23 protein-coding genes are annotated in these 21,489 nt (G+C 41.3%); 10 read left to right on the forward strand and 13 right to left on the reverse strand.

Going from position 1 to position 21,489, the window contains the following annotated elements; genetic code table 11:
* Positions 1–117: 117 nt before the first annotated feature.
* From AABS66_RS15400 to fghA, 6 genes are all read left to right on the forward strand, one after another.
* Positions 118–861: a DeoR/GlpR family DNA-binding transcription regulator gene (locus AABS66_RS15400; protein WP_430225138.1), complete on the forward strand. Its 744-nt coding sequence runs from the start codon at positions 118–120 to the stop codon at positions 859–861.
* Between the two features lie 15 nt (positions 862–876).
* Entirely contained in the window at positions 877–1,941 is a 1,065-nt protein-coding gene (locus tag AABS66_RS15405; protein ID WP_430225139.1) for an oxidoreductase, read from the forward strand.
* Between the two features lie 161 nt (positions 1,942–2,102).
* Positions 2,103–3,020: a bestrophin family protein gene (locus AABS66_RS15410; protein WP_206082622.1), complete on the forward strand. Its 918-nt coding sequence runs from the start codon at positions 2,103–2,105 to the stop codon at positions 3,018–3,020.
* A 160-nt stretch (positions 3,021–3,180) separates the two neighbouring features.
* Positions 3,181–3,453: a formaldehyde-responsive transcriptional repressor FrmR gene (frmR, locus tag AABS66_RS15415; protein ID WP_206082621.1), complete on the forward strand. Its 273-nt coding sequence runs from the start codon at positions 3,181–3,183 to the stop codon at positions 3,451–3,453.
* A gap of 17 nt (positions 3,454–3,470) precedes the next feature.
* Positions 3,471–4,583, forward strand: coding sequence for an S-(hydroxymethyl)glutathione dehydrogenase/class III alcohol dehydrogenase (locus AABS66_RS15420; RefSeq protein WP_206082620.1), 1,113 nt, complete (start codon positions 3,471–3,473; stop codon positions 4,581–4,583).
* Positions 4,584–4,593: 10 nt separating this feature from the next.
* Positions 4,594–5,427, forward strand: coding sequence for an S-formylglutathione hydrolase (gene fghA / locus AABS66_RS15425; protein WP_206082619.1), 834 nt, complete (start codon positions 4,594–4,596; stop codon positions 5,425–5,427).
* Positions 5,428–5,509: 82 nt separating this feature from the next.
* On the opposite strand, the gene AABS66_RS15430 is transcribed toward fghA, so the two are convergent.
* The 9 genes from AABS66_RS15430 to hemP all read right to left on the reverse strand — a co-directional run bounded on the left by AABS66_RS15430 (position 5,510) and on the right by hemP (position 12,794).
* Complete coding sequence (locus AABS66_RS15430) at positions 5,510–5,728, reverse strand: HEAT repeat domain-containing protein (RefSeq protein WP_206082618.1); 219 nt, start codon at positions 5,726–5,728, stop codon at positions 5,510–5,512.
* Positions 5,729–6,042: 314 nt separating this feature from the next.
* Entirely contained in the window at positions 6,043–6,258 is a 216-nt protein-coding gene (locus AABS66_RS15435) for a HEAT repeat domain-containing protein (protein ID WP_206082617.1), read from the reverse strand.
* 278 nt (positions 6,259–6,536) lie between these two features.
* The gene (locus tag AABS66_RS15440) at positions 6,537–7,325 is read right to left on the reverse strand and encodes a heme ABC transporter ATP-binding protein (protein WP_206082616.1); all 789 of its coding nucleotides are present in this window, start codon (positions 7,323–7,325) and stop codon (positions 6,537–6,539) included.
* Positions 7,326–7,328: 3 nt separating this feature from the next.
* Positions 7,329–8,330, reverse strand: a complete 1,002-nt coding sequence (locus AABS66_RS15445) for a FecCD family ABC transporter permease (protein ID WP_206082615.1) — start codon at positions 8,328–8,330, stop codon at positions 7,329–7,331.
* Positions 8,327–9,148: a heme/hemin ABC transporter substrate-binding protein gene (locus AABS66_RS15450; protein ID WP_206082614.1), complete on the reverse strand. Its 822-nt coding sequence runs from the start codon at positions 9,146–9,148 to the stop codon at positions 8,327–8,329. The genes AABS66_RS15445 and AABS66_RS15450 overlap by 4 nt, the downstream gene beginning before the upstream one ends.
* A gap of 18 nt (positions 9,149–9,166) precedes the next feature.
* Positions 9,167–10,216 (reverse strand): hemin-degrading factor, encoded by a 1,050-nt coding sequence (locus AABS66_RS15455; protein ID WP_272516308.1) that lies wholly within the window; start codon positions 10,214–10,216, stop codon positions 9,167–9,169.
* 25 nt (positions 10,217–10,241) lie between these two features.
* Positions 10,242–12,260: a TonB-dependent hemoglobin/transferrin/lactoferrin family receptor gene (locus AABS66_RS15460; protein WP_404462762.1), complete on the reverse strand. Its 2,019-nt coding sequence runs from the start codon at positions 12,258–12,260 to the stop codon at positions 10,242–10,244.
* Between the two features lie 59 nt (positions 12,261–12,319).
* A complete protein-coding gene (locus AABS66_RS15465) occupies positions 12,320–12,535 on the reverse strand; it encodes a hypothetical protein (RefSeq protein ID WP_206082611.1) in 216 nt (71 codons plus the stop codon).
* A gap of 85 nt (positions 12,536–12,620) precedes the next feature.
* Positions 12,621–12,794, reverse strand: coding sequence for a hemin uptake protein HemP (gene hemP / locus AABS66_RS15470; protein ID WP_225819117.1), 174 nt, complete (start codon positions 12,792–12,794; stop codon positions 12,621–12,623).
* A gap of 313 nt (positions 12,795–13,107) precedes the next feature.
* Here hemP and AABS66_RS15475 point away from each other — a divergent pair, with 313 nt between their 5' ends.
* The 4 genes from AABS66_RS15475 (at position 13,108) to uhpC (ending at position 16,909) form a co-directional block, all read left to right on the forward strand.
* The gene (locus AABS66_RS15475) at positions 13,108–13,431 is read left to right on the forward strand and encodes a helix-turn-helix domain-containing protein (protein ID WP_206082609.1); all 324 of its coding nucleotides are present in this window, start codon (positions 13,108–13,110) and stop codon (positions 13,429–13,431) included.
* On the forward strand, positions 13,428–14,684 hold the full coding sequence (locus AABS66_RS15480) for a type II toxin-antitoxin system HipA family toxin (RefSeq protein WP_206082608.1): 1,257 nt from the start codon (positions 13,428–13,430) through the stop codon (positions 14,682–14,684). The genes AABS66_RS15475 and AABS66_RS15480 overlap by 4 nt, the downstream gene beginning before the upstream one ends.
* 86 nt (positions 14,685–14,770) lie before the next feature.
* Positions 14,771–15,400: an NAD-dependent dehydratase gene (locus AABS66_RS15485; protein WP_272539148.1), complete on the forward strand. Its 630-nt coding sequence runs from the start codon at positions 14,771–14,773 to the stop codon at positions 15,398–15,400.
* Between the two features lie 183 nt (positions 15,401–15,583).
* Positions 15,584–16,909, forward strand: coding sequence for an MFS transporter family glucose-6-phosphate receptor UhpC (gene uhpC, locus AABS66_RS15490; RefSeq protein ID WP_206082606.1), 1,326 nt, complete (start codon positions 15,584–15,586; stop codon positions 16,907–16,909).
* Between the two features lie 53 nt (positions 16,910–16,962).
* Here uhpC and AABS66_RS15495 read toward each other — a convergent pair whose 3' ends face one another.
* The 4 genes from AABS66_RS15495 to AABS66_RS15510 are packed head-to-tail and all read right to left on the reverse strand — an operon-like array spanning position 16,963 to position 21,481.
* Positions 16,963–17,907: a DUF1177 domain-containing protein gene (locus AABS66_RS15495; protein ID WP_206082605.1), complete on the reverse strand. Its 945-nt coding sequence runs from the start codon at positions 17,905–17,907 to the stop codon at positions 16,963–16,965.
* Positions 17,907–18,632, reverse strand: coding sequence for a dipeptidase PepE (gene pepE / locus AABS66_RS15500; protein ID WP_206082604.1), 726 nt, complete (start codon positions 18,630–18,632; stop codon positions 17,907–17,909). Before pepE ends, AABS66_RS15495 begins: the two co-directional genes overlap by 1 nt.
* The gene (locus AABS66_RS15505; RefSeq protein ID WP_272539151.1) at positions 18,629–19,831 is read right to left on the reverse strand and encodes an aminotransferase class V-fold PLP-dependent enzyme; all 1,203 of its coding nucleotides are present in this window, start codon (positions 19,829–19,831) and stop codon (positions 18,629–18,631) included. The genes pepE and AABS66_RS15505 overlap by 4 nt, the downstream gene beginning before the upstream one ends.
* Positions 19,832–19,852: 21 nt before the next feature.
* Entirely contained in the window at positions 19,853–21,481 is a 1,629-nt protein-coding gene (locus AABS66_RS15510; RefSeq protein ID WP_206082602.1) for an OPT/YSL family transporter, read from the reverse strand.
* Between the last annotated feature and the right edge of the window lie 8 nt (positions 21,482–21,489).

Genomic DNA, 21,489 nt, shown 5'->3' on the forward strand with positions numbered 1-21,489 from the left:
TATGTCAAGTTAATAAAATTAAAAATGTCGGTAATGATTGCGCTATTTTCATGTTTATTTCTTTTCGTATTGCGGTAATATGATGCATATTGCAGTATTTTGCGAGATTTTGCGGTTATGCATAAACAAGCGAGACAGAATTATATTATTGAAATAATAGCAAAAAATGGTCAGGTGAGTGTTGCAGACTTATCTAATCAGTTGCATGTTTCTGCTGATACTATCCGGCGTGATTTAACTGAACTAGAAAACCAAGGTTTGGCACAAAAAAACCATGGCGGCGCTGTGGGGTTCAATGTGCCAGTTATGAGCCGTCGCGGGCGAAATATTTTATTGCCTGAGGTTAAAAAACAATTAGGGCAACAGGTTGCTAAATTGATTCCGAAGAGCTCAACACTTTTCCTTGATTCTGGCAGTACGGTAATGGCTGTTGCTAGCTTTATCCAAGGCCCGATGAAAATCATTACCACATCCTTGGACATCGCGACCCACTTCAGTGACCGCACCGATATCCAGTTAATTTTGCTCGGTGGTGAGTGGGATCCTCAGCAAAGGTTATTTTCTGGAAGTGCCACATTATCTATGCTGGCGAGGTACAGAGCGGATATTGCCATTTTAGGCGCTTGTGCACTGCACCCCACGCTGGGGCTAAGTGCCTCAGAGGAAGCGGATTGTGATGTAAAGCGCGCCATGATTGCCAATAGTCAAATGCATTGGGTGGTTGCAGACAGCACGAAATTAAACCTATGTCAGCCTTATTTAGTTGCTAATTTAGACGAAATTGACCAATTATTTTTAGATTGTGGTTGGGATGAACTCAGTCCTAATAGCAAGGTGACTGTAAATTCTCTTAGTATTTAATGAACAGGTAAGATTATGAGCAAAGAAATTAATGTTGCACTGATTGGCTATGGGTTTGTGGGTAAAACATTCCATGCACCTTTAATTAGGTCTGTTGATGGGTTGAATCTTGCTGTCGTCGCTTCAAGTGATGAAGAAAAAGTAAAACGTGATATTCCAAACATCACGGTGATAGCATCACCCGAGGAGGCTATTCTTCGTTCTGATATTGACTTAGTGGTGATAGCAAGCCCAAATGCGACTCATGCACCATTGGCAAAGTTAGCAATTGAAGCGGGTAAAAATGTGGTGGTTGATAAGCCATTTACGTTGGATATGCAAGAAGCAAGAGAGTTGATTGAACTTGCGAAAGCCCACAATATTTTATTATCTGTATTTCATAATCGCCGCTGGGACAGCGATTACCTTGCCATTAAAAATGTGATTGAACAAAAACAGATAGGTGAAATAAAGCACTTTGAATCTCACATCGACCGCTTTCGCCCTGAAGTAAGAGTACGTTGGCGTGAACAAAACTTACCAGGTAGTGGCTTATGGTTTGATTTAGGCCCACATTTAATTGACCAAGCACTACAACTGTTTGGTCTGCCGCAGTCTGTGCAAGGTAATATTGCGACGTTAAGGAATAATGGTCAAATTAATGATTGGGCACATGTGTTATTAAACTACCCAACCCATAAAGTGATTTTACATTGCAGCATGTTAGCCGCGGGTGGATTTACGCGTTTCACTGTGCATGGTGATAAAGGCAGTGCTGTAAAATCTCAGCCAGATCAACAAGAAAAACAATTACTGCAAGGGATCACTCCTCAAGATAAAGAATGGGGATTGGATAATGATTCCATTATTTTAATCGATGAGACGTTGGTACCTAAGCAGCAGCAAACACCAAAAGGTGACCAAAGCCAGTATTATGTGGGCATCCGTAATGCATTGAATGGCCATGCATCTAATCCCGTAACACCATTGCAAGCGCTGGCGGTTATGGCAGTTCTGGAAGCTGCGGTAAAATCGGCTGAGACTGGCAGTACGCAACCCTTAATGCTAACTGAAAACGAAATAGCACAATGGAATAAATAATGTAGAAAAAATAGCTGCTCTGGAGAGTGTCCATCAGCTATTTTTTATCTTTAGATGAAATTAATAGGAAACTGTTAATCAATTATGGCCTATAGATTATCAGTTTGATAAATGAAATAATAAGTTTTATGTCGTTTTGCTAAATTATTATTGATTACATTATGGTCATTCGCCCGCATCAACACTGGTTTTTTCGGTTGTTCGATTGGCACGGTTCCGTGCTGTCAAAAATCACCTTTCGCTTATCTCTTAATATCATGATTTCGATTGTTGCCGTATTGAGTTACCAATGGTACGAACAATTAGGTATTCATTTAACTATTGCGCCTTTTAGTTTATTAGGGATAGCCATCGCTATCTTTTTAGGTTTTCGTAATAACGCGTGTTATAGCCGTTTAATTGAAGCGAGAACACTTTGGGCTAATTTGTTGATTAATCAACGCAATATATTAAGAAATATTAAAGGATTATTACCAAATGACAAAGCTGCGCAAAAAGAATTCGCTCACTTATTGATTGCATTTGGTTGGAGCTTAAAACATGAGCTAAGAAAAACCAGCCCCATTGTTGATTTATATCGACTGCTGCCGCGCGCTATTTTTGATGAAGTCATTCATAGTCCATTTCCAAGTAGCCGTATTTTAATGCAGATTGGCCTGAAGGTCGGGGAATTGCGTGATAATAAAGTGATTAGCGATGTATTATTCCAAGCAATCAATAAAGATATTAATGCGTTATCTGACGTTTTAGGTGGTTGTGAACGTATTTCGAATACCCCTATTCCTTTTGCTTATACCTTGATTTTGCAGCGCACTGTGTATTTATTTTGTACGTTATTGCCGTTTGCGTTAGTGGTTGATTTACACTATATGACCCCATTTGTTTCGGTATTTATTTCATATACCTTTTTAGCGTGGGACTCATTAGCGGAAGAATTGGAAGATCCTTTTGGGACTTCTGCGAATGACCTGCCATTAAATGCGATTTGCAATAGTATCGAGCGAAATGCAATGGACATGCTGGATCTCAAACCGCTTCCCCCTGTCAATAAACCTGATAAATACTTTAATTTGTTGTAATTCCTATTGTTATATCTCCATAACTGGCAAAGTGAAACAGAGCTCACTTTGCCATTTTTTCTTTTTTTGTGCTTTAAATAAGTAAATTAAATAGTGTCATTCTGTACTGATAGCAATATAGATACTATACTCCCCCTATGTATATGAAAGGGGCTCAAAGATGCCACATTCACCAAAAGAAAAAAAAGCGGTACTGACTCGGGTTCGTAAACTTAAAGGGCAACTTTTAGCTCTTGAATCCGCCCTAGAGGATGAAGTGGAGTGTGCTGCAGTTTTACAGCAAATTGCTGCCATTCGTGGTGCTGTTAATGGATTAATGGCGGGGGTACTAGAAAGTCATTTACGCGAGGGGCTCCAAGAGTCTGCCACCACACAGCATCAAAAAGAGTCCGTTGATGATGCTATTTCACTTATTCGCACTTATTTGCGTTAAATAAAAAAGGAACAACGATGAAATCACGTGCAGCAGTTGCATTTGCTCCTGGGGAGCCACTGAAAATTGTTGAGCTCGACGTTATGCCGCCAAAAGCGGGTGAAGTTTTGGTTAAAATCAGCCATACAGGTGTTTGCCACACGGATGCATTCACACTTTCAGGGGATGACCCAGAAGGGCTATTTCCAGTTGTGTTAGGCCATGAAGGCGCAGGTATTGTGGTTGAGGTCGGTGAGGGTGTGACGAGTGTCAGCGTAGGTGACCACGTTATTCCATTATATACCGCTGAATGTGGGAAGTGTGTTTTCTGCGAATCAGGCAAAACGAACTTATGTGTGTCTGTTCGTGCGACGCAAGGCAAAGGTGTGATGCCTGATGGTACAACGCGTTTTTCTTATAATGGTGAGCCTGTTTATCACTATATGGGCTGCTCAACATTTAGTGAGTATACCGTCGTCGCTGAAGTTTCCCTCGCTAAAATTAATCCTGAAGCGAACCATGAAGAAGTATGCTTATTAGGTTGTGGTGTGACAACGGGTATTGGTGCAGTACATAATACAGCGAAAGTACAAGAAGGGGACTCAGTTGCGGTCTTCGGGTTAGGCGGTATTGGGTTGGCGGTTATTCAAGGTGCTAGACAAGCCAAAGCGGGTCGTATTATTGCTATTGATACGAATCCCTCAAAATTCGAATTAGCCCGCCAATTCGGTGCAACAGAGTGCTTAAATCCAAAGGACTTTGATAAGCCGATTCAACAAGTATTGATTGAAATGACCGAATGGGGTGTCGATCACACCTTTGAATGTATTGGTAACGTGAATGTCATGCGTGCGGCATTGGAAAGCGCACATCGTGGCTGGGGGCAGTCGATCATTATTGGTGTTGCAGGTGCGGGACAGGAAATTTCAACTCGCCCATTCCAATTGGTGACAGGTCGCTCATGGCGTGGAACCGCATTTGGCGGTGTGAAAGGGCGCAGCCAACTGCCAAAAATGGTTGAAGATGCAATGAAAGGTGATATAGAACTCGCGCCGTTTGTGACTCACACATTACCCCTTGATAGCATCAATGAAGCCTTTGATTTAATGCATGAAGGCAAGTCTATCCGCACCGTCATTCACTACGAATAAGGAGTCTTTGATGGAGAGAATTGAGCGCCATGCTTGCTTTGGTGGCTGGCAGGATGTTTATCAACATCAATCAACGGTGCTAGGTTGTGAAATGAAATTTGCAGCTTATTTGCCGCCGCAGGCACAAACGCAGCCTTGCCCTGTGATTTATTGGTTGTCAGGGCTGACATGTAACGAGCAAAACTTCATCACTAAAGCAGCGGCGCAACAATTTGCCGCAGAACAGGGCGTGGTCCTGATTGCACCAGATACCAGCCCAAGGGGCGAAGGCGTGGCAGATGATGCAGCCTATGACCTGGGGCAAGGGGCTGGTTTTTACGTCAATGCATCACAAGAACCGTGGAAACGTCATTATCAAATGTATGATTATATCGTTTCAGAGTTACCCGCTTTAGTCGAAAATTATTTACCCGTAACTGACAAACGAGCAATTTCAGGGCATTCTATGGGAGGACACGGGGCGTTAATGATTGGTTTGCGTAATACTGAGCGTTATTGCAGTTTATCTGCTTTTGCGCCGATTATTGCACCGACACAAGTACCATGGGGGCAAAAAGCCTTTACCGCGTATTTGGGGGGCAATACAGCACAATGGCGACAATATGACACGCTTGAGCTACTGGGCAAAGCCGAAAAAACGCCACCAATGTTAGTGGATGTAGGCACGGCAGATCCCTTTTATTATGAGCAATTAAAGCCTGAGTTACTCGCAAAAATAAGTGAGCAAAAACAGTTTGATTGCACACTGCATTTACGTGATGGCTATGACCATAGCTACTATTTTATTAGCAGCTTTATTGGTGAACATATTGCTTTTCACGCACGTCATTTAAAGCAGGCGTAATAAATAGAGAAGGGTAGGATTATAATTAATGTTACCCTTCTATTTCCTTCTAGTTATCACAATTGTGAATAAGTTATTTGTCTTATTCATTATCATGATTTAAAAGCTTACTCACAGCTTTAATCGCGCTGATAGCCACATCTCGATTCGGATCATTACAAAGTTCTAGCAGCCGGCTCATGGTATTCATTTGGTTTATTGGCAACTTGCAATCACCAAGCGCTGAAATTGCCGCTATTTTGACATCGTCATTTTTTCTATTGGTTAAATCGAGCAGTGTATTGATGACTTGTGTATCCATTATCTATCCTACGAAATCATGTTATAAATATTAAGGTAGTTAAATATACTGATATTTAATATATATCAGCATTTAAATCCAATGATACTAATATTATCAAAATTATTTATTTAAAAATATAAAAAAAAGTGGATGAAATGAGATGAGATGTAATTTATTGGTTTTGATGATAAAAATGACAGGACGGCAGAGAGTGTACCGTACCTACCTGAGTTTTTGATTTAGTAAGAAAAAGTGTGGGGAGGAGGCTAAAAAACGAGCGAAAATATCAGTGGATTCGTTAACGAATTAACTTAATCGAAGGGCAAAGGTTTTTATTCAAAATGTTCAGATAACTTACTTAGTGCTTTAATCGCGGATACAGCCACATCTTTATTTGGGTCTTTACATAAATCGAGTAGACGATGAACTGCGGTCTGTTGTTCGACTGTCGCTCGATAATCCCCTAACGCAGAAATTGCGGCAATTTTCACATCATCATTGCCACGATGCGTCAATTCAATCAATGTTTGGATAATATTGTTTTCCATTTTCTGCCTTGTTAGTCCATTTGTGTATTTAGGCGTATTCTAGGGGAAAATTCTTAATATTTATCTTCAAATTTCAAATGACTATCAATAGATTGTACCAACTTCACGCCTTTTTAGAGATGTAAGTGAATGATTGATTTATCGCGAAAGTTTAGGTGCTATAAGATAATTGTGAAATGAATAGCTCAAAGAAAACAAATGAGTAGAATGTTTTAGTCGATATGAAGAAAGAGCACGATGTTTGTGTGCTCTTATGAGGTATGAATTGAACTTAACGATTAATGGCGCAAATAGATATGAGGTGTATCATTTTCAGGGTGTTTGCTCACCCCTAAGTCTGCTTGGTACCAGCGAGTGAGATTTTCTGCTGTTAACACGTCCGCAGGAGTACCGCTAGCGGCTAATTTCCCTTCGTGAATTAAAAAAACGCGATCGGCATATAATGCAGTTAGGTTTAAATCATGAAGTACGCAGCACACGCCAATTGGGCGTTCACGGGTGAGCTGGTGAAGTAAGCGCAAGCTATGTTGCTGGTGGTATAAATCCAGAGCCGACGTGGGTTCATCTAAAAATAGACAAGCGCTTTGAGGTGTGGGTTGCCATAACTGCGCTAACACACGTGCTAATTGAACACGTTGTTGTTCACCGCCAGAAAGTTGCCGATAATCACGGTGGCGCAACATTTGGCAATGGGTCAGGGATAATGCTTCTTCAATAGCAACTTGCTTGTGTTCCGAACCATAAGGGGTACGTCCCATGGCTACAACGTCTTCAACAGTAAAAGCAAATTGCAAATGACTATGTTGCTTCATTACTGCTCGTTTACGTGCTAACTCATTACCTTGCCACTCTTTTAAAGAGCGCCCCTCTAACAAGCAGGTACCTTGTGTGGGGGAATTATAGCCCGTTAACAGTTTTAGTAGACTGGATTTTCCTGCACCATTAGGGCCAATAATGACCACCATTTCATGTTGTTTAATCGAGAGACTGACATTGTTAATCAATACTTTATCATCTATTTGATAAATGAGATTTTGTGCCTCTAATAAAATAGATTTATCTTGCATTGCTTACATTCTCCCCGCAGGCTGGCGTAAAATAAGCCATAAGAAGTATGGCCCACCAATTAGCCCTGTAAGCAGACCCACAGGGATTTCAGCAGGGGCGACCGCGGTACGGGCAATGGTGTCGGCGATTAATAACAGGGCAGCGCCCACAATGGCTGCCCCTGGTATTAACCAACGATGGTCGGGGCCTAATGTCATGCGGATTAAGTGTGGAACCACTAACCCAACAAAGCCAATTACGCCACTCATCGCCACCGCACACCCGACTAATAAGGCACTGAGAAACAGCAAGGTAAATTTAGCCCGTTCAACATTCAAACCAAGGTAATGAGCATCTTCATCTCCTAATTGGAGGATATTTAGCTTGTTTCCCTGCCATAAGCACACTAGGGTGACAGGTAAAATGACCGTAGCGGCAATGGCTAGAGACATCCAATCCACATTTCCCAGTGTACCCATCATCCAGAGACTAAAGGTTCTGAGTTGTTGGTCATTACTGATATAACTGAGTACGCCGATAAATGACATACACAGTGCATTTATCGCGATACCAGCCAGGAGTAGACGCGCCAAATTACCGTTGGATGAACGATTTAAGCTAAAAATAATTAAGGAGACAACTAAGCTACCAATAAAAGCTGCTGCGATATGGCCATAGTTTTGCATTACTGCTGGTAATGAAAATGATAAAACGATAAAAGCGGCAACGGCTAATGCTGCACCACTACTAATGCCCAGTAAACTAGGGTCAGCGAGTGGATTACGAAAAAGCCCCTGCATAATGGCGCCAGACACAGCTAATGCTAGCCCCACTAAAATGGCAATTAAGACGCGTGGCAAACGAATATTTAGCCAAATTTGCCAGTCAGGGTCAGTGGCAGAAGCCTGCCACAGTGTATTGAACGAAAAATTTATCGGCCCTGCGTTGGATGCAATAAACGTCAAGCCACAAAGCACGAATAATAAAATAAGAATAACGAAAAAAGGGCGTTTAAAACGGATCATTGGGACTTCTCTAATGCCTCTCGTAGCTGCTGCATAACTTTTGGCGTGCCTAAACTGAATGTCAGCATGCCCACATCATCAACGACGGCGAGTGCTTTATTTTTCCCCGCAGGGGTCATAGCGATACCAGGCAAGTTCCACACGCGATCAACGCCACCTAATGATTTAATGCCTTCTTCAGTGAAAACAATTAAGTCTGGTTGGCTGGACAATAAACCTTCTGAGGAAAGCGGGCGATAGCTATCAAAATTGGCCATTGCATTTTTTGCGCCAATTGCGGTTATCATGCTATCAACCGCGGTTTTTTTCCCCGCAGCAAGGGGAAGTACGCCACCGTGGCTCATGATAAATAAAACTTTTTTATCAATTGGCGCGGTGTTGACTTGGCTAAGTGATTGATTAAATTTATCCACCAATTGCTTGCCTTGCTCAGGTTTGTTAACCGCAGTGGCAATGGTGGTGATTTTTTCTGGAATGGCTTCTAAACTCGGCTTTCCCGTGACTTTGATGATTTTAACGCCGCTTTTTTCTATTTGCGTTAACGCCATGGATGGTTTTGCTAATTCACTGGCAAGAACCAATGTTGGGCGCATTGAAAGCACGCCTTCTGCATTAAGCATTCGCATGTAGCCCACATCAGGAAGCTTAGTTGCTTGCTCTGGGTGCAAGCTGGTGCTATCACGGGCCACAAGTTGGTCTTGAGCGCCAAGTTCATAAACTATTTCTGTCACATCGCCACCGAGGGTGACAATGCGCTGGGTAGCATAAGAACTGAATGAGACAAACAGGACCGATAAGGTTAGAAGCCATTGTTTCATAATAAATTTACCTAAATTTTAAATGCGGGGTAACGCAGTGACTTGCTGGCGCCATTGTTCTTGCTCTGGCGTACCTTCAGTGCGTTGACCGTACATTTGTGCGATTTGATTCCCTTCAATATCGAAAACTTCAAGGCTAGTCACAAAGCCATCTTGCGTTGGTTTGCGTGTTACCCAGCACTCATGAATACCATTTTCAATCATGTGTAAGGTAAAATCAGGATTGAAAATGTTAAGCCATTTCAAGTCTGAACCTTCACTCTGATATGGCATGATTTTTTTGATTTCACCAGTGAAAATTTGCACACATCCGCGGTTGCCCACAAAAATCATGATTTCGTTCTGATCATTGAACGCAGTGTTAATCAGCTGATTGAAGGAATCATTCGGCACTTTCCAGGCTAAATCATCACTTACAGCGGCGAAAACTTGCTGGCGGCTCAAATTATTCTTTTTCAATAACACAAAAAATTGGTGCACATCGGTCATGTTGCGCCATTCTTGTTCTAATTGCTGTTTTAGTTCATCACTAACAGGTTGGTTAGTGAATGGCGTAGCGGGTACATGGGCTAATTCACGGTTATTTTCGGTAGTATATTTTTCAATCAGTGCTTGCCAAGCCGTCATGTCAGTTTCATCTGTGGTGTAGACTTTATGCAGCGCATCACCTTGTTTATCAAAGAACTGGATACTGTGGCGTTCACCGTGTTTGGTGTCTTCTGTCAGTGCGAAAATCGCATCCCAATGGGAAAAAAACATGCGCAAATCAAGCGCGCGAGGGTTTAAAATCAAACCACCGTGAGGGCTGAATGTTGCATTGTCATAACGACCCACTTGTTCATGCACCACATATTCATTGCGGGTAATGGCTTTGACTTGCCCAACTGCCGCTAATTCAGTCAACAAGGTTGGCGCGTCAACTTCTAAACGCGCGGCTTTATCATGCCCCACACGGCTGTGCAGTAGCTGTGCTTCAGAAATATTCAGGTAAGCGGCAAGATCACGAGCGTATTTGGCTTTGTTATCTGCTTTGGCTTGTTGGTAACGCTCGAAAATGGTTGGATTCACGTCTATCTCCTTAGTATTGTATGAATTACCACTGGAAGCTGACCAGTAGCTTGGCATTACGTCCATCTTGAGGAATGCCTTGTGATGAGTAATATTCTTTGTCGAAGGCATTGCCTAACACCACGCTCGTGCCTAAACCTTTGAGTTCACCGTCGCCTTGGTAGCTAACGTAGAAATCATGGACGGCATAGCCAGCTTGTTGCTTAGCTTTAGAGGCCTTATTAAAGTCGGTGTGGCGGGTAAATTCCCCTAACCAGCCCACAGAGAAACCGCTATTAGCAACAGGAACCGACAGGTTACTGGTTAATGACTCTGGCTTGATTGACGTAATTGATTTGCCGTCATATTCGTTCTTACCTGTTGTACGGTTGTAGGCTAGGTTCCACGTGAAATAGTCTGTTGTATAATCCAGTGATGCATCTACACCCCAAATTTTGGCGCGTTTATCATTGATTGACATTGTGTAATTATTATCTGGATTGATAAAATCAGGCTCAGGTGTGACATAAGTATTGATATAATCTTTGGCTTTTGTATCAAAATAGCTGGCTTTAAATCGCAAGTTATCCCTTTCCATCAATAAGTCGTCAAAACGTAATCCGAAACCATATTCAGCGGTGCTTGTCGATTCGGGTTTTAGATTTGGATTTGGTCGCCATTTATTTGCAATTGGCCCAATACGAAAATGTGTTTCATCGTTATACATTTCCATCATTGTCGGCGCACGAAAGGCTTCAGAGTAGGATGCAAATAGCATGGACCAATCTGTTGGCGTAATGCTTACCGCACCTTTTGATGACCATTTATCTGCTTTAACGTCCTCATTGCCTTTTGCTTTTGCTTTATAGTGGTCATAACGTGTCCCCACAATAAATGACACGGGTAAGTCTTTTAGGGCAATTTCGTCTTGCAAGAAGCCAGAAGCAAAGGTGATATCCGCATCAGGGAATTGGGTTGTGTTTGCGTAAGGGGTTTGCTTTTGCTTATAAGCTTCGCTGCCATAGGTGAGGTTATGAGCCGCCAGCGGTAAATCATAAACGTTAGAACGGTTATCTGCTTTTAAGCCGTAGGTTTTTTGTGTGCGGCCTTCATAAGGGGTTCCAATCCCTTTTGCTGTAATATTGACCTCTGAATAGTAAGGGGTAACTTTTAGGTTTAACCAATCTTGTGATGCAGGGTTGAGCTGGTAAGTTGCCTGTGCATCACGTTGGCGTGTGGTGCGGTTAACTTGTAGGTTATCTTTACCGACATTCAATGCCTGTGGATTTTTAGGCTCATGGGCGTCGTTATTATAGTAACGAACCTGACCTGCAAGCTTCTGTTCGTCATTAATTTGCCATGTGCCTTTGGCTAGCAGGTTGGCAATAGTTTCTTTGTTATCCATATCATCGCCATTACTGAGGCGAATATCACCCACTTCTTTTGTTACAAAGCTAAAAACACCATCGAGGTTATCGGTACGCCCGAACGTTGTACCACCAAAACCAAAGCTATGGTCACCTGTTGCAGCTTGGGAAAATACGCGAAAGCCGTGATTTTGCCCATCGCGTAGTAGGTCTTTAGCATCAACGGTTTCCCATGCGATGACTCCCCCCATTGCACTGCTACCATAGAGCAGGGCGGATGGGCCTCGAATGATTTCAACTTGTTTAATCAGAGCAGGGTCAATAAATGTGCCATTCACATGGCCTGTGTCGGTGCCTTGGCGAACGCCATCTACTAGGGTCAAGATCCCTTGGCGGTCAAAGCCACGCATAGAGACATCTTGCCCATTTGAACGGCCTGTGCCTGCCACGTTAATGCCGGGAACTTTGCGTAGGATGTCATTAACCGTGCTTGCCGTTTGGGTTTCAGGTGAGTCATTTTTAATCACGCTTACCATCATGGGCGCATCAAAGCTATCACGTTCAGTCCCTGTTGCATAAACAGTCATGACGTCATTGCTTTTTTTAGTCGTTGAGGGTTCAGCCGCTTGTGCATGAGCGCTGGCGATGACACTTAGGATCGCACTGGTCAACACGGATATCCGTAAAACATGAGACATAATGGTGATACTCCGTAAAAATTTCATTTTTTGCTAGGCTAACTAGCGAAAATAAAAGGCTATTTATGTAATGGTGAAAATGCATATAGACAGGCGGATTGCCCATCAGGAGGATAGGAAATAGGCATTACATGGGGAGCTTCGAATGTAAGATGCGCAGGAATATCGCAAAGTGTGCGAGTGATGATTGCGAATTTTACGCGGTCGGAGTATGACCTTTTTGCTTGCTTTTTGGATGAAAAATCAGCAAATACAGACGACAGTTTAAACTCCATAGAAACCGATTCCTATGTTTTAGATTAAGCTGGCTGCCTGGATGAGTGACCTAGGTGGCTTGCGAATAAAATTTTTGTTGGAACGTTACTTCGTTAAAATCAATTTACCTGTACGTGTTTGCCTTAACTGGTAAAGCTCGCCATTGTGCTGTATGGAAACCTTTCCTGTCGGCCCCAAGAGCTGTTGGCTCTCTACGACGTCAGTTTTGATTGTTTGCTTGGCCGTTTCGGCGATATTTTCTGCAACTGGCGCTGTCATATTATTTACCATGCTAACTATACTGATAACAGAAATGATATTGAGAATGATTATCTTTATAATTATGGCCAATATCAAGTGATTTTCACAATCAAACAACAAAAGAGCTACAAGCTGCAAATTTTGAATTAAAAACAACTTAGTTATTGTATTAAAGCTACAATACAACTCTTTTGTTGTAATTTTTAATTTAAACAATCTGCAGGTTGTTTTTTTGGTTTGTACAATATTTAAGTTGTATTTTGAAGTTTTACAATGTTAAAGTTGTATTATTGAGTAATAAACATCACTTAAGTTGTAATTTGAGGTGGGTATGGACGAGATTAAAAAAATAGCGAGCACATTGATTAAACAACGCAAAAATTTAGGTCTTGAGCAAAAAGATATGTACATGCGTATTGGTATGAAGCAGCAACAATACCAACGTGTTGAAGCAGGTAACGATATTAAATTATCAACATTTCTTCGTGTGCTTGAAGGGTTAGACTTAGCGCTTTCAATTGTACAGAAAGATTCGCATAAAACATCATTACAATTTAATGCTGAAAAAACACACCTGCCAGATGACCAGGAAGATTTACAAACCTCACAGAGTGATGATTTAGATTTTTGGACAAATATCACGAGGACGAAATGAGTAAACAAACTGAAAATGTTGAAGGACTCAGGATCCAGTTATATGGTTTAGAGGTTGCCATTGTTGTTCATTATGTAGGGGGAAGGAATATACTCGTTTTTCATCCTGACTTTGTGGGTATGTCAGTGCTAGAGCGTCCAGTGTTCACATTGCGGCAGTTAATGGACACAGATTATCTTGATAGCCCATTAATGAGTCGAATAAAGCTCCCTCCTATTTTATCCAATTTGTTACCTGAAGGGGCTTTAAGGGAACACACTGCTAAAATGATTAAATGTCAGATAGACAATGAATTTGCGCTCTTGGCATATTTAGGACGTAATTTATCTGGGGCATTATATGTAGAACCAATTCGTGCTGGAAAAGTGCCTGATTGGGCTTTGCAATATCGAACTTCGACTGAACCACAACAAATTGATGTTAAGCATTCAGATAACAAATTTTCATTAGCGGGCGTTCAAATAAAATTTTCGTCTTCTTATTTAGATGGACGCTACTATATTAATCAAGAAATTTCAGAGGATATGTGGATTGTTAAAACGCCTTCCACATTGCACCAGGGTGTTCCAGTCAATGAATATACCTGCATGAGATTAGCTGAAAGTGCAGGGGCAGACATCCCCGAAATACGGTTAATTAAGTTAGCAGAGCTTGAGGATCTTCCAGATATAAAGTTGGCTGATGAGGAATATGCTTATGGGATTAAACGGTTTGATCGTAGCCCAGAAGGCCGAATTCATACGGAGGATTTTGCTCAAATATTTGGTTTATATCCCACTGATAAGTATCAAAAAGCAAATTATGAAATTTTAGGAAGCACGCTTTATTATTCAAGTTCAGAAAAATATAAAGATATTCAACAAATGGCGAGGAGATTGTTAATTAATATTTTATTAGGTAATGGAGATGCTCATTTAAAAAATTGGTCACTAATCTACCGAGATAAAATATCCCCTTGCCTATCACCATTATATGATGTGGTTTTCACGAGTCCTTACATTGCGAACGATAAACTTGCATTAAAATTTGTTGGTACAAAACAATGGAATGAGATTACGTTGGCGCATTTTGAACAGTGGGCACAAAAAGTTGGTGTTCCTTGGCTTGTCATCAAGCCTCATTTATTAGATGTTATGCAACATGCGAGAGCGTATTGGCCCTTGATGCTAAAGGAGTTGCCTATGTTCCAAGAACAGAAAGAACAATTAATTAGACACTGGGCTCAGTTAAGTGATGATTTTCGGATTGGTTAAAATAACTTTCTATATTCAGTGCATTGATACGGATATTTTTTTGAGTCCGCATTATTGGCCTTATTTCTAATTTATGAGGATTATCCATGAAAATATTACTAATAGGTGCAACAGGGTTAGTGGGTAGTCATGTGTTAGAGCAAGCGCTTGCAGACTCTCGAATTAGCCAAATTGTTGCCCCTGTACGCCATGCATTACCTGAGCATCCCAAATTATTCGCACCGATTGTTAATTTTGAACAGCTTCCCGATGATGCGATGATATGGGAAGTGGATGCAGTGATTTGCACTTTAGGGTCAACAATGAAAGTGGCGGGTTCAAAATCTGCGTTTCGCCAAGTTGATTACACTTATCCCTTAGAGTGCGCAAAACTTGCCAAAAAATGGGGGTGTCCAACTTATGCGTTAACCTCTGCATTAGGTGCTAATGCAAACTCACCATTTTTCTACAGCCGAATAAAAGGGGAGCTTGAGCGAAGCTTAATCGCCTTGAATTTTGAGTCATTGACATTAGTGCGTCCTAATGTCATTAGTGGTCATCGCAATCAAGAGCGCCTTGGTGAAGTTATTGTTATTCGTCTTATTTCTTGTTTATCCCGAATATTACCTGCGAGTTGCCAAATTAGCCCTGCAAAAAATATTGCTAGCGCTTTGCTAAATTCAGCTATTCATTCAGAAAAAGGGGTGAGAATTATTTCATCGAAACAACTTGCATAACAATTTACTGAGCACTTTTATTTTAGTGTTATAGATAAAATAAGAAAAAATGCATTATTTGACGCACACAACATTTTGAAACAAAAACGTAACAAAAATATAATATTTAAGTGTATTCACTTATTGTTGCTGCATGTTTATTGTCATATTTTTGCCTGCTTGTACTTTTAGACGGGGTTAAATATGTCAATATTTAAGGAACAACCAGATATACCAGTCACAATGTCGAAATCTGAAATCGACGCTAAATACAAATACTGGCGATTACATTTAATGATTGTGAGCTACATTGGCTACGCAGTTTTTTATTTCACACGCAAAAGCTTTAACTTCGTGATGCCAGAGATGCTCACTGACTTAGGGATCACTAAGGCTGACATCGGTATGGTAGGTACCGCGTTCTACCTAACTTATGGCGCATCTAAATTCCTTTCTGGTATTATCGGTGATAGGTCGAATCCGCGCTATTTTATGGGAATTGGTTTAATCGCAACGGGCGTTGTGAATATTCTATTCGGTTTAACCTCTTCAATATCGATGTTTATTTTCTTATGGATGGTGAATGCGTTCTTCCAAGGTTGGGGGTGGCCGCCTTGTGCCAAAATTCTCAATACGTGGTATTCGCGTAATGAGCGTGGTCTTTGGTGGGCGATTTGGAATACTTCCCATAATATTGGTGGGGCAATAATTCCCATCTTATCAGGGGGAGTTGCACTTGCGTTAGGTTGGCGCTATGGGATGATCATTCCTGGTATCATTGCCATTGTGATTGGTATTGGGTTATGTATTCTTTTGCGTGATAGGCCTCGTACCATGGGGTTACCCACTGTGGGTGAGTGGCGTAATGACCTTGAGGAATTAAAGTATGAAGCTAAAGGGGCTGGTTTGCCTTTAGGTAAAATTCTGAACGAATACATCTTCAAAAATAAAGTCCTTTGGGTTCTCGCGATTTCCTATGCGGTTATTTATATCGTCAGAACAGGTATTAATGACTGGGCTAATTTATATTTAATCGAAGAACATGGCTTTAATTTGCTTTCGGCTAATGCTGTTGTCATGATGTTTGAGATTGGCGGTTTCTTCGGTGCAATTGTTGCAGGATGGGGTTCTGATTTAATCTTTAAAGGTAACCGTGCGCAAATGAACGTAATTTACGCATTGGGTATTATTATCACATCATTCTGTTTATGGATTGTACCTGTTGATAATGAATATGTCTTTTCGTTCTTATTTTTTATGACGGGTTTCTTTATTTTTGGCCCACAGTTCTTAATTGCTATGGCTGCTGCTGAAAACTCCCATAAAAATGCTGCTGGTGCATCGACAGGTTTTGTGAGCTTATTTGCCTATATAGGTGCGTCAATTGCAGGTTATCCATTATCCATTGTGATTGAAAAATACCAGTGGAACGGTTTCTATTCTTTACTATTAACTTTATCTATTTTCTTAATTTTATTGTTGATCATTGCAATGGTAATGACCAAAAAGAAAGTGATAATAGAAGATTAATATGTTTAACATATTGAAAAGCCCACTATTGTGGGCTTTTTTCGGTAAAGTGATTAACCTTGGATTTGGGCTAATGAGCCATATAAATTATAAAGCTCTTCATATTCATCTTGTTGATAAAACTGAATGCGGCCCCAACAAAATTGCTTAGCGACTTCCACCGTAAAACGCGTTGCATCAATGAGTTCACTTTCATAACTTGCACCAGTATCACTCCCTGGAACGATGGTTTTAGCGGTAATGGCTAAACCAACAACAGGGGCAGGGCTGGCGACATGCGGTTGCATGATTGAATTAAAGTGATAAACCCCGTTGTCATAAGGGGAAATATCTTGCGTTGTAATTGGGAATGTTTTGGCCACATCGCCTGTTGCGTGCTCCAACAAACGCACTAAGTCAGGGGATACGCGTAAAATATACCCCTGTTTTGCGGTTGGTGAAATAGCAATACCTCGGTGCTTAATGATGCTATTTCCTTTCGATGTGTCGATTGACAAAATCGCATCCATTTGTTCATCAACCTCATAGGTATTCATTGTTGATGAAGAAACAGGCATCCCCATAAAGTCGACAGGGTCATGGGGGGTGATTGATACATGAGTGGCGATATGTGAGGAAATAATTACATCACCTTTTAAGCGGTTACCTTTAGTTGCCATATCCAGTAGTTTCATGGCGCTGGCAAACGCAACAATCGAGCCATCCGCATCTGATACTAACCCCATTCTATTGGGTTGTGCTTGTTGAGCACCTAAACGGCCGATGATGCCTAATGTGGGGTAGCTGCCACCCGAAAGCTTACCTTCAGTACCCTTAAGTGTTACTTTAATAAAATGACACAGTTGGCTAGGATCTTCAGGTGCTTCATAGGGAATAGACGTGACTTGAATATTGGCGTGTTCTACCCCCACTGAACGCAGCAATTCTGCCATTTTGGCACCATCAACTTGGGGGGTATCAAGTAAGTCATACACTTGACTGATATAATTAAGTGACATTAGTTGGCTCCTTTAATCATATCTAAGCGAAATGGATGATTTGCCGAAATCTCTTCAATCTCATTTGGCCCTCTCAACCAAAGTGCATTCTGGTCACCTAAAATAGTACCTTGTTCATTTTCAATGAATAGAGCTGTACCTTCATATAAGGCAATTAATTCTTCACTCGGATTAATCGTTAAAAATTCATTTAAGCGCTCTTCGCGGCTTTCACCATTATGGCCGACAGGTTTGCCAGAAATAAAATGTGGATTGATTTGAAAAGGGGCGATATTCAGGGCATGAAAAGACGGAGGCTGAACAATCGGCATGTCATTGGTTGTTCGTATGCTTGGTGTTGCGACATTACTACCTGCGCTCCACCCCATATAAGGTGTTGCTTCGTGTTTGACGCGTTGTGAAATTAGCTCAACAATTTTGGCATCGTATAAGCGTTTTAGGAGTGCGAATGTGTTTCCACCCCCAATAGCAATGGCTTGTGCATGTTTAACAGCTGAAACTGGGTCATTAAAACGATGAATTGATTTTAAATTGTACCCTAAAGCGTTAAAGACAGGTTGAACAATAGCTTCAAAATCATCAAAGCTAAATGTCACAGCAGCGTAAGGGATAAATAAAATTTCTTGTTCTTTATGTTGTAATAAACGGTGAATTTGTTCATCTGCATGTTCTAAATAATTCATATTTCCCATACGTGAACTGCTCATTAATAGTGCCTTTGTCATTTTTTATATTCCTTAATTATTTCTTGAAGAGCGGTTATTAATCTGTCAATTTCATTTTCGTTATTAAAATAATGCAGGGAGATACGTGCCATTTTTTCTATGTGATAAAATTCTAAAATAGCAGTTGCCATAAAATGGCCTGACTCAATGATGATATTTTTGGTTTCTAATTTCTGCATTAATAAATCAGAGTGAATCTCGCGAATATTAAATGGAATAATACCTATTCGCTGGTGGCTATTATCAGGGCCGTAAATTTCAATACCAGATAATAAGGCAAGTTTTTTCATCGCATAGGTAGTTAATTCGCGATTTCGTTCCTCTATCTGCAAGATGCCTAACTGATTTGCATAGTCTAATGCGGTATTTAAACTGATAATCGCAGGCACATTAGGGCAGCCAGCTTCGAACCGTTTGGCTGTGTTAGGCAGAACAATATGGCCTGTATTACTATCAATGCTGCTATTCCACCACCCCGCTAACATCGGTATCATCGACGTAATCTTATCTTCTTTAACAAAAAGAATGCCACTGCCTTCGATGGCTCTTAATCCTTTGCGCCCACAAGAGGACATAAAATCACATTGCCAATCATTAACATTAACTTGATACATACCAAGTGCTTGTGAAGCACTGACGTGACTGAGCACGTTGTGCTGTTTTGCGATTTCACAAATAGCTTTAACAGGTTGCATAACGCCTGTGATATTCGAAAGTGCGACAAAGCTTAGCAGTTTGGTTTTGTGTGTAATGGCTTCTTTGATTGATATCGGGTCGATAACGCCTTGGTTATCTGCCTGAACAGTAACAACCTTTATGCCTTTTTCGTCAGCCAATAATTGCCAAATAGCGATATTGCTGAGCATTTCAGTATCTGGGATGATTACTTCATCTCCAGGCTGCCATGTGATCCCGCGGGCAATTAAACTGATGGATTCTGTCCCATTTTTGGTAAAAGCAATTTCGGTTTCTTTCGCACCGATAAAGGCCGCCATTTTCTGACGGCAGATTTCAACTTGTTGGTATGTTTCTTTTCGAAAACTGGGTAGATAGATACCTAGCTCTGCAGTTTTATCAAGGTAATTTTTTACAGCATCAATGACCTGTTTTGGTGGAGGCGCCGCTGCTCCAGTGTCAAAATACGCAAAATGTTGTGAAACCAAAGTATCGTTTGCGACGTGAGACCATTTGTTCGTCATTATTTATTTCCTCTCATCAAATTAGCGAGTCCATAAAGCGAGCAGCTTGGCTTTTATGGTGGGTAAGAAGGCTTTTGCTGTTGAATACAGCGCATCGCCTGCAATCAAACCGCCTGCAAAGGTTGATATTTTGTCGGAGCTAACATGAAAGAAGCGCTCAATGATTATCCGCACGGCTAACGCGACGAGGACTGTCCAGCCCGCGATGGGGTAGTTGATCATCAAGCCTGTGGAAAATAGAACGCCAATTTGGTGTTTTGCACCGCCAATTAATTGGATCACTGCACCAGGGATGGCCCATAGGAGCAGCATCATGGCGACATCAGACGAGCTTCCCGCTTGAATAGTGGCAGCGTATAAACGAGAGGCAGGGACAATTTTGTCTTGTTGAAAATAGAAATCATAAGTGAGCGCAACCACAATCAATGCGCAGGTAAAACCAATAATGGAGGCAAAGTATTGTTGTTTACGGCCAAAACGTTCCGCACTTTGGTTTTTGCCATACCCGCGGATCATAAAGCCCGTTTTTAGGTCGAACCCCATATCGGCAAAGGCGGGGCCTGTGGCGACACAAAAACCGACAAGCACAGCAAGCGCTTCTGGCGGAAAGCCAAGTAAAATACCAATCATGAGTGAGATAAGTGCAGCTGCGGTGGCGGGAAACCAGCCAGAGTGCATGGCGGCCATGCCGACTATCATTTCTTGAATTAAGGCAGCTAGCGTGGCAAAAATCAGAAAGCCAATTAACTGCGGTAATGTCATAGTGACAAATATTTGGCTAATGAATGTTAGTGCTAATGCCGTTAAGAAATAAAAGATGGCACCTTTCATTAACGTTGACTTAATGCGGCGGCTACTTTGAGCGAGTTCTTCGCTTTCTTCTTGTATTGGGTCGTCATTTTTTTTCTGACGAAAAACAATCGCACCAATTTGAATTAACGCAACAATGCCTGCACCAATCATCACCCCATGAGGGACATAGTTTTCATATAAATTATAAGTAATTAAGCCTGACTCAGAAAACCCTCGAATGAGTAAACCAATTGCAAACATGAATAAGGCAAAGATACTGCCAATTAGGGCAATCCCCGCAGATGCCATCGGGATGCCGAATCCTGCACCAACTGCACCCGCAGTAAATCCAGCAAGTAATGCGCCTAGCCGTTTTCCACCTTTATTCCCTGCCCATAGCGTTTCTGCCGTAGCAACACCCGCTGGCCATGATGCACTTGCTGGGTAAGCTTTAGTATTAAATAGACCGTATAACATTGTGCCATCAATGATAATGGCAAAAAAAGCCCCTGCCATCATAGGGTAAATCAGTTCTGGAAGGCCGAGTACCCAAGGTACACCGATAGCAACCATCAGGCCATTAGCGGCGGCGAAGGTGGCAGCAGAAATACTGGTTTGAATTAAATTTTGTGCATCTATAAACTTAAATGAAGCAAATATACCAATAGGTAACCGAGATAATAAAATAGCTAATACGGCACCTATAATGGATGTATTTGCAGATATTCCGAGTGTGACAATAATTTGAATGCCAATAATGGCACCCACAAAAGATAATATAACAATAGCAATTAATATTGCTGGTGAGAAAATAGATACACGTACCTCAGTATCATTTTTATCATGAGATAGATTCATAGAGTTAC

It is taken from the genome of Providencia sp. SP181 (genome assembly GCF_050446505.1).
Classification (GTDB): domain Bacteria; phylum Pseudomonadota; class Gammaproteobacteria; order Enterobacterales; family Enterobacteriaceae; genus Providencia; species Providencia vermicola.